General features: G+C 34.1%; 13 protein-coding genes. 2 read left to right on the plus strand and 11 right to left on the minus strand.

Annotated features, from left to right (window positions below; genetic code table 11):
* Positions 1–3: 3 nt before the first annotated feature.
* Positions 4–1,080, minus strand: a complete 1,077-nt coding sequence (locus tag ACJDUH_RS19180) for an NAD(P)H-dependent flavin oxidoreductase (protein WP_406766841.1) — start codon at positions 1,078–1,080, stop codon at positions 4–6.
* A gap of 272 nt (positions 1,081–1,352) precedes the next feature.
* Between ACJDUH_RS19180 and ACJDUH_RS19185 the strand changes: the two genes are divergently transcribed.
* On the plus strand, positions 1,353–1,517 hold the full coding sequence (locus ACJDUH_RS19185) for a hypothetical protein (protein ID WP_406766842.1): 165 nt from the start codon (positions 1,353–1,355) through the stop codon (positions 1,515–1,517).
* Positions 1,518–1,567: 50 nt separating this feature from the next.
* Here the strand turns inward: ACJDUH_RS19185 and ACJDUH_RS19190 are convergent, their stop codons facing one another.
* The 9 genes from ACJDUH_RS19190 to ACJDUH_RS19230 form a co-directional block, all read right to left on the minus strand.
* Complete coding sequence (locus ACJDUH_RS19190; RefSeq protein ID WP_406766843.1) at positions 1,568–1,783, minus strand: hypothetical protein; 216 nt, start codon at positions 1,781–1,783, stop codon at positions 1,568–1,570.
* 16 nt (positions 1,784–1,799) lie between these two features.
* Entirely contained in the window at positions 1,800–3,047 is a 1,248-nt protein-coding gene (locus tag ACJDUH_RS19195) for a competence/damage-inducible protein A (RefSeq protein ID WP_406766844.1), read from the minus strand.
* 68 nt (positions 3,048–3,115) lie between these two features.
* The gene (locus ACJDUH_RS19200) at positions 3,116–3,817 is read right to left on the minus strand and encodes a DUF1287 domain-containing protein (protein ID WP_406766845.1); all 702 of its coding nucleotides are present in this window, start codon (positions 3,815–3,817) and stop codon (positions 3,116–3,118) included.
* 56 nt (positions 3,818–3,873) lie between these two features.
* Positions 3,874–5,835: an OPT family oligopeptide transporter gene (locus ACJDUH_RS19205; protein ID WP_406766846.1), complete on the minus strand. Its 1,962-nt coding sequence runs from the start codon at positions 5,833–5,835 to the stop codon at positions 3,874–3,876.
* A gap of 142 nt (positions 5,836–5,977) precedes the next feature.
* Positions 5,978–6,346, minus strand: coding sequence for a PqqD family protein (locus ACJDUH_RS19210; RefSeq protein WP_406766847.1), 369 nt, complete (start codon positions 6,344–6,346; stop codon positions 5,978–5,980).
* Positions 6,347–6,456: 110 nt separating this feature from the next.
* On the minus strand, positions 6,457–7,965 hold the full coding sequence (locus ACJDUH_RS19215; RefSeq protein WP_406766848.1) for an OPT family oligopeptide transporter: 1,509 nt from the start codon (positions 7,963–7,965) through the stop codon (positions 6,457–6,459).
* Complete coding sequence (locus ACJDUH_RS19220; protein ID WP_406766849.1) at positions 7,949–8,422, minus strand: OPT/YSL family transporter; 474 nt, start codon at positions 8,420–8,422, stop codon at positions 7,949–7,951. Before ACJDUH_RS19220 ends, ACJDUH_RS19215 begins: the two co-directional genes overlap by 17 nt.
* Positions 8,423–8,791: 369 nt before the next feature.
* Complete coding sequence (locus ACJDUH_RS19225; RefSeq protein WP_406766850.1) at positions 8,792–9,748, minus strand: ROK family protein; 957 nt, start codon at positions 9,746–9,748, stop codon at positions 8,792–8,794.
* Positions 9,749–9,855: 107 nt separating this feature from the next.
* Positions 9,856–10,104: a hypothetical protein gene (locus ACJDUH_RS19230; RefSeq protein ID WP_406766851.1), complete on the minus strand. Its 249-nt coding sequence runs from the start codon at positions 10,102–10,104 to the stop codon at positions 9,856–9,858.
* 149 nt (positions 10,105–10,253) lie between these two features.
* Here ACJDUH_RS19230 and rbr point away from each other — a divergent pair, with 149 nt between their 5' ends.
* Positions 10,254–10,841 carry a rubrerythrin gene (gene rbr, locus ACJDUH_RS19235; protein WP_406766852.1) on the plus strand — a complete coding sequence of 196 codons (588 nt, stop codon included), beginning with the start codon at positions 10,254–10,256 and terminating at the stop codon, positions 10,839–10,841.
* 32 nt (positions 10,842–10,873) lie between these two features.
* Here the strand turns inward: rbr and fusA are convergent, their stop codons facing one another.
* A complete protein-coding gene (fusA, locus tag ACJDUH_RS19240; RefSeq protein ID WP_406766853.1) occupies positions 10,874–12,964 on the minus strand; it encodes an elongation factor G in 2,091 nt (696 codons plus the stop codon).
* Between the last annotated feature and the right edge of the window lie 676 nt (positions 12,965–13,640).

The following is a 13,640-nucleotide window of genomic DNA, read 5'->3' on the forward strand; positions in this document are numbered from 1 at the left end:
TAATTAAATAAAGGACTTTTCTGCTTCCTCTTTAAGCTCCTCCATAAGCTCTTTTACTGTAACTATTTTATCAAGCTTATAGGCATTACTTCCTGTAAAAATTAACCCATCTTCCACATTACCTTTTACAGCCTCTAAAAGTGCCTTTGAAATACAATAAGGTGTACTTGAAGGCTCACAGGGCTTTAAACAGTCGTAGCATTTTTTTACTGGCATGTTCCCTTTTTCTAATCTTCTCAAAAAGGTATTCGTTATTGCCCTACCTGGCATGCCAACTGGGCTTTTTACAATTCTTAAATCTTCCTTGCTTGAATTAATATAAGCCATTTTATATTTAATATCTGCATCACATTCTTCAGTAGCTACAAACCTAGTAGCCATCTGTACCCCTGCAGCACCAGCATTAATTGCCATAGCAATATCTTCTCCACTGTAAATTCCGCCGCCTGCCACTACTGGAATGTCTTTTTTGTACTTTTCCTCATAAGGCTTTAAAACCTTGATAACTTCTTTTACTATATCTAATAGTTTAGGCTTATTTTCTTCCTTTAATTCGTCTAGTGAGAATCCTAAGTGGCCGCCAGCATCTGGGCCTTCAACAACTATGAGGTCTGGAACATATGAATACTTATGATCCCAAAGCTTAGTAATTACCATGGCTGCCTTTGCTGAAGATACTATTGGAGCTGCTTTTGTCTTTGTGTTCTGTACAAGTTTCGGGAGCTCAGTAGGTAGCCCTGCACCTGAAATTATAATGTCAATTCCTTCTTCAATTGCAGCTTTTGCCATTTCTTTATAATTATTCATAGCGACCATAAGATTAAGCCCTATTATTCCTAAGGGGCTTAATTCTCTCGCCTTTCTTATTTCATTTCTAAGAGCTCTCAAATTGGCTTCTTTATTATGTGTTTCAAAATCCTCTTCTAGAAAACCAATCTGAACTCCAGATATAACACCAATTCCACCCTGGTTAGCTACGGCTGATGCAAGACGTGAACGAGAAACACCGATACCCATTCCCCCTTGGATTATTGGAAGCTCAGCTATTAGCTCACCTATCTTCAAATGAGGTAATTTCATATTATTCTCTCCTATTTTTTGATTGTCAAATACTTTGATTATCAAACCATTTATTTTGATAATCAAAGTATATAGAAATTTTAACGTGCTGTCAACTAGCTTCCATAAAATTCAAATTTAAATATTTTATGAACACCCTAATCTTATTCACAGTTATCAAAATAAGAGAATACTATATATAGAAAGTAGACAAGCAAAATATAAGGAATGAAAGTACCTTATCAATTAATAATTGTTAAGTAGGTCATTTGAATTTTAAGGAGGGATTGTATATGTCTCATCACAGAGGTGGTTTCGATAACTCATTTGGCTTCGGTAATTCACTTTTGGGTTTTGCACCATTTTTACTTTTGCCATTTTTATTCACAAATAGAAGACGAAATGTTAACATTATTAACATCAACACTAGGAGAAGGAGACCTGATGACTTCTGCTAATATATAGACAAGCTTAAGGGATGAAGTACAAACGTATTTCATCCCATTTACTATTTTACTACTTTGCCTTGTGTTTTGTTAGTAGCAAAAGTAATAAAAATTCCTATTACAATTGCTACTGAATTTACAAATATATACTTTCCAATTGACATTGGCGGCATACCATATTTTACCCCAACCTTGTCCACCATAAACACTAATAAGTTACCTATCAATAATGCGAATAAATAATTTAATATGAATTTAATTGTATTTTTCTTATCCATACATATCCCCCAATTTTTAATTATTCTTTATATAATTTGAAATTTCTCTTCTTAATAAATCTAAAGCAGCAACAACTGTTCTATTTCTTACCTTTTGCCTATCCCCATTACAATTTAGTTTTTTAACTTTAACTTTTCCTTTAAAATATAGCCCTATATAAATAAGGCCCACAGGTTTTTCTAAAGTACCACCACCAGGTCCTGCTACTCCTGTAACTGAGATTCCTATATCTGTTCCTGCTGTTCTTGCTATACCTTCTGCCATTTCTGCTGCTGTTTCCTCACTGACTGCTCCAAAGCTTTCGAGAGTTTCTGCCTTAACACCTAATCTCTTAATCTTGGCCTCATTGCTATAGGTAACAGCACCTTCTAAAAACACAGAAGATATTCCAGGATAATTTATTAATGTTCCAGAAAGCAGTCCACCAGTACAGGACTCTGCAGTTCCTATAGTAAGGTTATTTCTAACCAACATCTCTCCCACTACCTCAGAAAGGCTAATCTCTCCCTCTGCATATATATCCTCACCAATTCTTTTTCTTATTTCTTCCTCAATAGGAGTAATTAAAGCCTCAGCGTCTTTAATAGTGTTAGCCTTTGCTGTGATTCTAAGAATAGACTCATTATCTTTAGCGTAAGGAGCCACTGTAGGATTAGTTTGATTTTCAATTAAGTCTAGAACCTTTTCTGCCATAGCACTTTCACCAAGGCCTACGACCCTTACTACTTTTGATACAATTACCCCATCTGAGAATTTATCTAGATAAGGCACTACAGAAGCCTCAAACATTGGTTCCATTTCCTTTGGAGGTCCTGGAAGCATTACAAGCACTTTGTTGCCTTCTTCAATTATGCAGCCTGGTGCTGTACCATTAGGATTAGGAAGAATTAATGCTCCTTCTGGTATAATAGCCTGCTTTTTGTTACCTTCACTTATTGGTCTATTAAGTTTGTCAAATAACTCTTTTATATGTTTATAAGACTCTTCATGTAAATACATGTCTTTACCAAAATACTTTGCTCCAATTTCCTTAGTTAAGTCATCCTTTGTTGGTCCAAGTCCTCCTGTAGCTATAACTAAATCTGCTCTCTTAAAAGCAAGATCGTAAGCCTTAAGAAGTCTTTCCTCGTTATCACCAACCACTGTTTGATAATAAACTGAAATTCCTAGGTTGGCTAGTCTTTGTGATAAATAATGTGCATTAGTATTTACAATATCACCAAGTAATATTTCAGTTCCAACTGCTAAAATTTCTGCCTTCATATTTCCCTCCTATTACGTCATATTCTACTTATATTATTACACTATTAGCTAAATTATGCACTAGAAAATTAATATTTCCATCTATAATGACCGTATATATAAGGAGCCCAATAATTTAAGCTTGCGCTTTCCTTCGCATTAGGAGTTGTATTATGTATTACATATGGAACCCCATCACTTCCTCTTTTATCAGAAACTATAGCTATATGCTCAAAGGGCTGCATTATCACTACTATATCTCCAGGCTGCCACTGCTTCAAGTTTTCAACATCAAAAGGCTTAAGTTCTTTAGTAGCACTAATAGCATTTCTCTTAAAAAATATATCCATGTTCTTTACCCTTCTAAAATCAATATTAGGATCTGGCTTGTTTTCTACTCTAGGATAAGCAGATAAATTATTTTTTATGTCCTTATCTATAGCTGACTTTAAATCCACACCCATGCCTTTAAAGCCTCTCCATATTACATCTGTACAAACTCCCTCACTATCTGGAGGATAACCACCTTGGTAGTAAGCATCCACATATTTAGTTTTGTTTATTGCTTCCTTTCTTGCAGAATCTACTATATCAAGGCAGTCTGGAATACCATTTTTATTATTATCTACTTTTGAATATTCCTCTGGTACCTTAACTGATTTAATATGCTGTACATGCTGAATTACTATATTTAAATAATATTTCATGTCAACCTTATACTTATTTATTATAAAAATTATTGAGCTAAGCACAATACATACTATTATAAGAATTGAAATAGTTTTCTTCATTGTTTCTCCTAAATTAAATGACAGCCAAAAATTAACTTTGGCTGTCATGAATATTATTATGCTTTTATATCAGTTTTCTTGGTAGTAACTTTTTTATTATCTACTTTAGCTGTAGAATTATAGAACCATATGCAGAGAACTAAAAGCATTATTGCAGAGAGCCACGGGCTTCCAGTTAAAGCAGGCACTATCTTTGCTCCAAAGCCAACCGGCCCGTCTATCTGAAGCATAGCTAGTACTGCTATTAGTATACCCATTATCGCCTCTCCCGCTATTAGACCAGATGCAAGTAAAGTTCCTTTTTCTGTTTGCTCCTTAAGAACCTCATTATCCTTTTTGAATTTAGAATCTATAAGCCATCTTAATATTCCACCAACAAGTACTCCTGCACTTAAGCCAATTGGTAAATATAATCCAAGTGCAAATGGAAGTACTGGAATTTTCATAACCTCACACATTACACCAAGAGTTAAGCCTATTATTACAAATATCCATGGTAATTTAGCATCCATAATACCATTTACAATCATTGCCATCATGTTTGCTTGCGGTGCTGCTATAGCATCACCTCCGATTCCATAAGCTGAGTTAAGCATAAGAATAACTGCGCCTATTACTGCTGAAGAAAGTGCTACAGCTATATACATTCCAATTTCTAATCTTTTTGGAGTTCCCCCCATAACATAAGTTGTCTTTAAACTTTGCGCACTTCCTCCTGCTACAGCAGCAGCAACACATACTACTGTACCACCTATAATAGCTGCAATCATTCCTGCATTTCCAACATGATTTGTAGCTTTTAATATGCCTGTAATAACAAGAAGTGAAGCTATAGTCATACCGGAGATTGGGTTATTAGAAGTACCAATAAGACCAACTAATCTTGCAGAAACAACTGAGAAGAAAAATGCACAAATAACAACAATTAATGACCAAAGTATATTTCCATTAAAGGTTGGAATAACCCATGCAAGTACAAATACTAAAATAGCTCCTGCTATTACCCAAGTCATTGGGATATCCATATCAGTTCTCTTTTGTCCAGCCTTTCCAGACATTCCAGACATAGCTGATTTAAAGGATTTAATAATTGTTGGCATAGCTTTAATTATGCTAATTAAGCCGCCTGCTGCAACTGCTCCAGCACCTATATATTTAACATAGTTTTTAGCAATAGCTGCTGGTGCCATTTCAGTTATAATTTTAGCTGATGGGAAAAGGGCTGCTGGAAGTCCTGCTCCTATATACTTAATAAGTGGTATTAAGGCAAACCATGAAACGATAGCCCCTGCAAACATATAAGATGCTATTTCTATTCCTACAATGTATCCAACACCAACTAAAGATGCATAGGCACTTATTCCAAAGCTTGTTTCGTAGCCAATGCCCTTTGCTTTTATGGCCCATTCTGGGTCTTCATTCCAAAGTTTAAAGCCTCCAGATAGTAGTTTAAATAAGCCTCCTATTAAAAGACCATTCATCATTACCTTAAGGCCTGCTCCACCAGTACTTCCATTAACCAGTACTTCTGATGCAGCCATTGCTTCAGGATAAATTAATTTTCCATGTTCCTCAACCATTAAATACTTTCTTAGCGGAACTACAAAGATAACTCCTAGTAGACCTCCAAGAAGTGCTACAATGATTATTGTTGTTAAAGTCAATTGCTGATTAAGTAAAATAATTGCTGGTATAATAAATATAAGTCCCCCTGCTAGTGATTCTCCCATTGCTGCCATGGATTGAATCATATTAGCTTCCAGGATACGATTTTGTGCTGCACTTTTAAATACAGCTGTTGCAAGTACTGCTGCTGGAATTCCTGCTGCTACTGTCATACCTACCTTTAAACCTAAGTAGGTATTTGCTGCACCAAAAATCATTGCAAATAAGCATCCAACGATTATTGAAATCGTTGTCAATTCAGGCAATGCCTCTTTTACTGACACATAAGGAACATAGTCCTCCCCTTTTATGCCTCCAAAGGCTGTTTGAGAAAGTCCCTTTTTTTCTGACATAAATTTTCCCCCTTTAAAATATTTTGAATATTGTGCCAATATCATAATATCATAGTTCTATTTTACAGTAAACCTCAAAATATAATATATTTTACATTTTATAAACAATTAATATTTTTTTATAAAAAAAAGAGACAAATTTTTATTTTGCCTCATTTTGATTTTCTTTTGCAAAGGAAATCCAACCTTTTTTATTTAAGTGTCTTAAATACATTATAAGTCTATCATATACAGGTTCCATCTTATCGCCAAATTCATATAAAAGCTTTTGACCTATATCATATACAGTAGCCTTGCCATCTATATACTTCCATACTGATGAGCCGATGTCATCTAATTCTACATCACTTGTACTTGGCTTTTTCACAAGCCAGCGCATAAATCTCTCAACGGATTTATCGTGATTAAAAATTAGCCATACTCTACCTTTTCTTATTTCCCAGTTGTCATGCTTTTTTCTTGGTATGTATAAAAGGAAATTATCATCTTTCTCTTTTTTTTGATTGCCCATAAAACACCTCATATTAAGCCATTATAATATTTATTTAATATTATACCAAATTTAAAAATTTATAACAATAAAATATAGGAGAGCATTAGCTCTCCTATAAATATTATTGCCTATGCTGCTTTTTTATCTGCTTTAATAGTAAATCTGTAAATCCAATAAGCAAGAGCAAGATAAGTTATTGTTGCTGTCCAGTTACTTGAAGTAATACTTGTAAACATTCTAGCACCTATTCCAACTGGATCTGCTAACTTAACAGCTGCAAGTATAGCTATAACTATACCCATTATAGCATCTCCAGCAACTAAACCAGAAGCAAGTAATATACCTTTTTCTGTTTTCTCTTTAAGTAGACTTTCATCCTTCTTAAACTTCTTATCAACTAGTACCCTTACGATACCTCCAACTAATATACCTGCACTTAAATGTATTGGTAAGTATATACCTAGAGCTACTGCCAATACTGGAAGTCCCATAAGTTCTATCATAACACCAAAGGTAACTCCAACTAAAACAAAGGCCCATGGTAATTGTGCATTCATTACACCTTGAACAAGCATTGACATAAGTGTTGCTTGTGGTGCTGGTAGTCCTTTAGCTCCGCCTATACCATAAGTATGGATAAGTAAAAGCATAACTGCTCCACCTGCTAAAGCACCTACTACTAATCCAAGAACCATTCCAATTTCTACTTTCTTAGGTGTTCCACCTATAATATAACTTGTCTTTAATCCTTGACCTGCTCCACCTGCTACTGCTGTAGCAACACATACAATAGCACCAGCAAGAAGTGCTGCAACCATTCCTGTATCACCAGTCATACCTGTAGCTTTTAATATAGAAGTTATAAATAATAGTGTTGCAATTGTCATACCTGATACAGGATTATTGGAAGCTCCTATAATACCACATATTCTAGCAGAAACAACTGCAAAGAAGAAAGAGAATATTATAGCCATTAATGCTCCAATTGCACTAACATGAATTATTGGAAGTAACCAAGCTATGAAAAACACTAAAGCAGCAGCTCCTATTATCCAAGTCATAGGAACATCTAAATCAGTTCTCTTAACTTCGCCACCTTTTCCTCCAATACCTGACATTGCTGCCTTGAAGGATTTAACTATTGTTGGAAGAGACTTAGCTAAGCTAAGGAAACCACCTGCCGCTACGGCACCAGCACCTATATATTTAACATAGTTTGATCTAATTGCATCTGCTCCTAGTTCAGCAATAGGTTTTGTTGCTGGGAATAAAGCTACAGTAGATGATGCTCCTACATATTTGATAAGTGGAACAAGTCCAAAAGTAGCTACCAATGCGCCTGCAAACATATAAAGTGAAGCTTCTATACCTACTATAAAACCAACTCCTGCAAGTGATGCAACAGCATCAAAGCCGAAGAAGCTTTCAAATATTGATTTACCATTCTGTTTTAAAGCAATTTCCCAGTTTGGTTCTGTTGACCATAATAATAGTCCTCCAGATAGGAAATTATAAGCTCCTCCAGCAAGCATACCTGTTAGTACAGTCTTAAATCCTGCACCGCCTGCATTACTTGTTACAAGTACTTCTGCAGCTGCCATACTTTCTGGGAAAGCAAGCTTACCGTGTTCTTCCATAACTAAATATTTTCTTAGTGGTACTACTTAGTGGTACTACAAAGAAAATACCTAATACACCACCAAGTATAGTAACAGCTACTATAGTCATGAAGCTTAAATCTTTACCCCAAATAATAATAGCTGGTAGTGTGAAAACTATACCTCCAGCCAGGGATTCTCCCATAGCTGCTACAGCTGAAATTAAATTTGCTTCAAGAATATTGCTTTTTTTAAGAATTATTTTTAAGAGTCCAGTACCTAAGATTGCTGCTGGTATTCCTGCAGCTATTGTCATACCTACTTTTAAAGCTAGATATGTGTTTGCAGCTGCGAATAGCGCCGCTAATACGCAGCCTACTATGATTGATATAAATGTTAATTCTGGCATAGCTTGACTAGCTGGTATATATGGAACATAATCTTCTCCTTTTATACCGCCATAAGCTGAGTGAGATAATCCTTGATGCTCTGCCATATAATTTACCTCCTTAAAAAATTATTTTGATACGCTTATAATGGTAACATAAAATTTACAGAATATTAAATAATGAATATTTATGAATTAACAAATCTAATTCATTTTTCGCTAGTTTAATCGAAGATACGCCATTTTTCGCATAATTTCATATTTTTTCTTAAAATTTAAACGTATTCATTTTTATTTTCTATAGATATTAGTTTATTTTTTTTATTTGCTAAAGTTTAATTATATTTTTAATAAAAATATATAAATATGTTAACTCAATGCATAAAAATTTATGCAATAAAAAAATCACTATTAAAAGTAATAGCGATTTTCTTATTATTGTAAAGCCTTATATTATACTATTAAACCATCTATGCCTTAAATCTCTTTACCTTCTAACAACGCTAGTGCAACGGCACCTATTACACCTGCATCTGTTCCAAGTTTAGCTGGAACAATCCTTGTATGCTCTGACATAGTCTTAAAGCATCTCTTATCCACTTCTCTCTGTACAATATCAAATAATATACAGCCGCCCTTTGAAACTCCTCCACCTATAACTACCATATCAGGATCAAAGCTGGTTATAACATTTGCAACACCAATGCCTAAATATGTAAAGCTCTTTTCCAATATTTCCTTAGCTATTTTATCTCCAGCATTAGCTTCTTTAAAGACCTCATAAGAAGATACATTTTCGTAATTATTAAGGGAGGTTTCTAGTCCATTACTTATAGCTTCTCTCGCTTGTCTTGCAATAGCAGTACCTGAGGACAAAGCTTCTATACAGCCATTATTGCCGCAGTTACATTTAGGCCCATCTGGAAGAATAGTGGTATGTCCTATTTCTAGTGCATTTGAAGTACTTCCTCTATAAATCTTACCATCAAGAATTGCCCCGCCGCCAACACCAGTACTTACAGTAATATATATCATATTTCTAGTACCTCTACCTGAACCGAGCATGTATTCTCCGATTGCAGCAACATTTGCATCGTTATCTAAATAAGTTGGTATATTAAATTTCTCCATAATTGGCTTTACCAATTGAAAATTCTTAAATGGCAGATTTGGAGTTACTATTATTACTCCTTCTTTAGAATCTAAAGGACCTGGTGACCCAATACCTATAGTTCTTATCATATCATTTGTTTTATTAGCTTTTGATATAACTGTTTCTATAACCTCAATTATTCTATTTAAGACAGCTCCTTCACCTTCACTGGCCTTAGTAGACATAGTATATTGGCTTAAAATTTTCCCATCTAAATCAGCTAAGGCTCCACTAATTTTTGTGCCTCCTAAGTCAATTCCAATTACATAATCTCTATTCATTCCGGTCCTCCATTTAAATTAATTCTAAGACTTATTATACAATAAAACACAAGTCATATTAAATATATAACTTGTGTTTTTGTAAAAAATTATAAATATTTTTAAGATTATTTAAAGCCTTCTCCATGTCTATAAGCAGTTATATAATATTTTCCATCATCATTGCCACCTTTAAAGGCTACTTGAAATCCATTACGACTTAAAATATTAGTAATTATATCAACATTATGTGTTTCTCCAGTGCCAATAGTTATAGTCAATTTATCATCCTCACCAATGACTCCCATATAATCATTAATATTACTGTAATCACTTAATCCTATAATTCCATTAACTTCTAGCCTATAATCTGACATATTATCTCTCCTTCTAATTTGCAAAATTAAAATTATATACTTATTTTCTGTATTTCCCTGTCAAAATATTCATATATTATTCATTTCTAAATTTGATTTTTTTGTTATAATTAGGATGTAAATAAAATTAATAATTTGGAGGAATTTACATGAATTCATTAAAAGGTACTCAAACTGCTGAAAACTTAATGAAGGCATTTGCTGGTGAATCCCAAGCAAGAAACCGTTACACCTTCTATTCTTCAGTAGCTAAAAAGGAAGGTTATATTCAAATTTCTAACTTATTTACTGAAACAGCTGACAATGAAAAGGAACACGCTAAAAGATTTTTTAAATTCTTAAATGAGGGCGGTCTAGCAGGAGAAACGGTTGAAATAAGTGCAGGTTTCCCCGTAGCACTTGGAGATACTAAGGTAAACTTATCAGCTGCAGCTAGTGGTGAGAAAGAAGAATGGACAATCCTATATCCACATTTTGCTGATATTGCAGAACAAGAGGGTTTCCCAATAATAGCAGTAGCTTTTAGAAAAATTGCAGAAGTTGAAAAACATCATGAAGCTAGATATAGAAAGCTCCTATCAAATATAGAAGAAAATACAGTTTTCAAAAAAGAAACTTCTATTCTATGGAAATGTATAAACTGTGGATATATATATGAAGGCATAGAAGCTCCGGTTTCTTGTCCTGCTTGTGCTCATCCACAAAGCTACTTTGAAGTTTTATCTGAAAATTATTAAAAAAATACTCCCTATGCTAGGGAGTATTTTTTTTATTCTTCTTCTACTTTGAGCCTCTTTGAATTCTCTATTATTTTTCCAGCTTCTAAAGCTGGTACTTCTTCATAACGTTCAAATTTCATTTGGAAGTTTCCTCTTGCCTGAGTTATTGATTTTAAATCAGTTGCATATTTAAACATTTCTGCCATAGGAACTTCAGCAATAATTTTTTGATTACCATCCTCTGGATCCATACCAAGTACTTTTCCCCTTTTCTTGTTTAAGTCTCCTATTACATCTCCCATATAGTCATCTGGAACCATGATTTCTACATGCATAATAGGTTCAAGAAGTACAGGTGTTGCAGTCTGCAGACCCTTCTTATAAGCTAAGGAAGAAGCTATTTTAAAGGCCATTTCTGAAGAGTCTACTGGATGGAAGGAACCATCGTGCAATGTAGCTTTAAGCCTTATAACAGGATATCCAGCTAGTACTCCGTGAGTTATGCATTCTCTAAGTCCTTTTTCAACTGCAGGAATATATTGTCTTGGTACAACTCCACCTACTACTTGATCTACAAATTGCAACTCATCCTCCCCATCATTTCTAGGTTCAAATTTAATCCATACATCACCGTACTGCCCATGTCCCCCAGATTGTTTCTTATGCTTTCCTTGAACATCAGCCATTTTTCTAATTGTTTCTCTATAAGGTATCTTGGGAACCTCTAATAATACATCGGCTCCAAACTTATTTTTAAGTTTACTTGCTATTATATCCAAGTGAGCCTCGCCCACCCCAGAAACTATCATCTCTGCATTTTCCACGTCTCTAGATACTTTAAAAGTCGGGTCCTCCTCTAAAAGTTTTGTTAGTCCTGAAGAAATCTTGTCTTCATCTCCCTTTGCCTTTGGAATTACTGCCATGGACATTGAAGGAGCTGGAAAATCAATATTTTCAAATGCTATAGGAGCCGACATTTCACATAAGGTATCTCCTGTTCCAGTAAATTGCAGCTTTGCAACTGCTCCAATATCACCAGCAATGATTTCTTGTGTTGGAGTTTGGGCTTTACCTCTTACAAAATACATTGTTCCTATTTTCTCTTGTTTATCCTTATTTGAATTATATACTGTAGAATCAGCCTTAGCTTTTCCTGTCATAACTCTAAATAGTGAAAGCTTTCCTACAAATGGGTCTGCAATGGTTTTAAAAACGAAAGCAGAGAATTTTCCATTCTCATCTATTTTAACATCCAACTCTTTATTATTTTTAATATCTTTTGCCTTTTTAAAATCCATATTTTCTGGTGAAGGGAAACATTCTAATATGTCTTCCATCAAGGTGTTAATACCAATTCCCGTAAGAGCTGAACCACACATTACTGGTGATATTTCTCCCTTGGCTGAACCGCTTATAAGCCCTTTATATATTTCTTCATCACTAAGCAATCCATCGCTAAAGTATTTATCTAGCAGAGCTTCATCTGTCTCAGCCACAGCTTCCATAATCATGTTCTTACATTCATCAACTTTATCAATTAATTCATGAGGAATCTCAGCTTCTTCCATGACATGAGTCTTTTGATTGAATATTCTCGCTCTCCTTGATATTACATTAATAACTCCCTTAAAATCCTCTTCTGTTCCAATTGGATATTGGATAGGAACCACTGATATTCCAAATCTCTCTTTTAATTCCCCTAATACCTTTTCAAAATCACTATTTTCTCTATCTAATTTATTTATAAAAAACGCTCTAGGCATTTTATTCTTATTAATATAATTCCAAGCTTTTTCTGTTCCAACTTGGATTCCTGAAGCTCCACATACGGTTATTAAAGCTATGTCAACAGCTCTTAACCCCTCAATCATTTCACCAACAAAATCAAAATAACCTGGCATATCAACTAAATTAACTTTTACATTTTCCCATTCACAAGGAGCAATTGCTGTAGCTACAGATATTCTTCTCCTTTTTTCTTCTGCATCGTAGTCACATGTTGTGGTACCTTCTTCAACTTTTCCTGCCCTATCTATTGTTTTTGTATAAAATAGTATAGCTTCTGTCAATGTAGTTTTACCAGCCCCGCTGTGTCCAACTATACCGACATTTCTTAAGTTTTTGGTTTTGTACTCTTTCATATGAGACTCCCGCCTTTCTAATTATAATGTAAATTAATTTATTAATGGTTAAATTGCCTTTACTTAAATGAAATCTGTTAATTATCCCCTTTCTTTAAATTATTTTATTCTTTAAATTTCAGTTCCTTACTATATATATTCTACTTAAATGATTTTTTTCCTTTTAATAAAATTTAATATTCCGAATAGTTCGATTATATTTTAAATCATATTATATATAATCAGAAATCATAATGCAATATATTTTGCCATAATTAAGAAAATGTTTACACAAAATGTATCTTTATTTTAAATTATACCCAAAATAAAAATCTCTAAGCTATATTTGAAAGCTTAGAGATTTTTTTTAATAATTTTATATTGTTTCTTCAAAAAATAAAAATGTGCGATCTGGTAGGGACGCGAACCTCATGTTGTTTTTCATTTTGTTCTTTTGTTTATTTTTTCAAAAAATAAAAATGGCGACCTGATAAGGGACGCGAATCTCATGGTTGTTTTGCAATTTATGTTTTTGTTTATTTTTCAAAAAATAAAAATGGCGACCTGGTAAGGGACGCGAGCCTCATGTTGTTTTTCCTCTTGTTCTTTTATTTGTTTTCTCAAAAAATAAAAATGGCTCCGTGGAGAGGACTCGAACCTCCAACCCTTCGGTTAACAGCCGAATGCTCCGCCATTG

Origin of the sequence: Candidatus Clostridium radicumherbarum (assembly GCF_045310525.1) — a bacterium.
GTDB classification, from domain to species: domain Bacteria; phylum Bacillota; class Clostridia; order Clostridiales; family Clostridiaceae; genus Clostridium_AT; species Clostridium_AT radicumherbarum.

What these genes read in the sequence shown, in the direction of transcription:
- ACJDUH_RS19215 (WP_406766848.1), bottom strand. Translation starts at nt 7,965, where the DNA reads ATGGAAGAACACGGTAAGCTTGCTTTCCCAGAAAGTATGGCAGCTGCA.
- ACJDUH_RS19230 (WP_406766851.1), bottom strand. Translation starts at nt 10,104, where the DNA reads ATGTCAGATTATAGGCTAGAAGTTAATGGAATTATAGGATTAAGTGAT.
- ACJDUH_RS19220 (WP_406766849.1), bottom strand. Translation starts at nt 8,422, where the DNA reads ATGGCAGAGCATCAAGGATTATCTCACTCAGCTTATGGCGGTATAAAA.
- fusA (WP_406766853.1), bottom strand. Translation starts at nt 12,964, where the DNA reads ATGAAAGAGTACAAAACCAAAAACTTAAGAAATGTCGGTATAGTTGGA.
- rbr (WP_406766852.1), top strand. Translation starts at nt 10,254, where the DNA reads ATGAATTCATTAAAAGGTACTCAAACTGCTGAAAACTTAATGAAGGCA.
- ACJDUH_RS19185 (WP_406766842.1), top strand. Translation starts at nt 1,353, where the DNA reads ATGTCTCATCACAGAGGTGGTTTCGATAACTCATTTGGCTTCGGTAAT.
- ACJDUH_RS19200 (WP_406766845.1), bottom strand. Translation starts at nt 3,817, where the DNA reads ATGAAGAAAACTATTTCAATTCTTATAATAGTATGTATTGTGCTTAGC.
- ACJDUH_RS19195 (WP_406766844.1), bottom strand. Translation starts at nt 3,047, where the DNA reads ATGAAGGCAGAAATTTTAGCAGTTGGAACTGAAATATTACTTGGTGAT.
- ACJDUH_RS19225 (WP_406766850.1), bottom strand. Translation starts at nt 9,748, where the DNA reads ATGAATAGAGATTATGTAATTGGAATTGACTTAGGAGGCACAAAAATT.
- ACJDUH_RS19210 (WP_406766847.1), bottom strand. Translation starts at nt 6,346, where the DNA reads ATGGGCAATCAAAAAAAAGAGAAAGATGATAATTTCCTTTTATACATA.
- ACJDUH_RS19205 (WP_406766846.1), bottom strand. Translation starts at nt 5,835, where the DNA reads ATGTCAGAAAAAAAGGGACTTTCTCAAACAGCCTTTGGAGGCATAAAA.
- ACJDUH_RS19180 (WP_406766841.1), bottom strand. Translation starts at nt 1,080, where the DNA reads ATGAAATTACCTCATTTGAAGATAGGTGAGCTAATAGCTGAGCTTCCA.
- ACJDUH_RS19190 (WP_406766843.1), bottom strand. Translation starts at nt 1,783, where the DNA reads ATGGATAAGAAAAATACAATTAAATTCATATTAAATTATTTATTCGCA.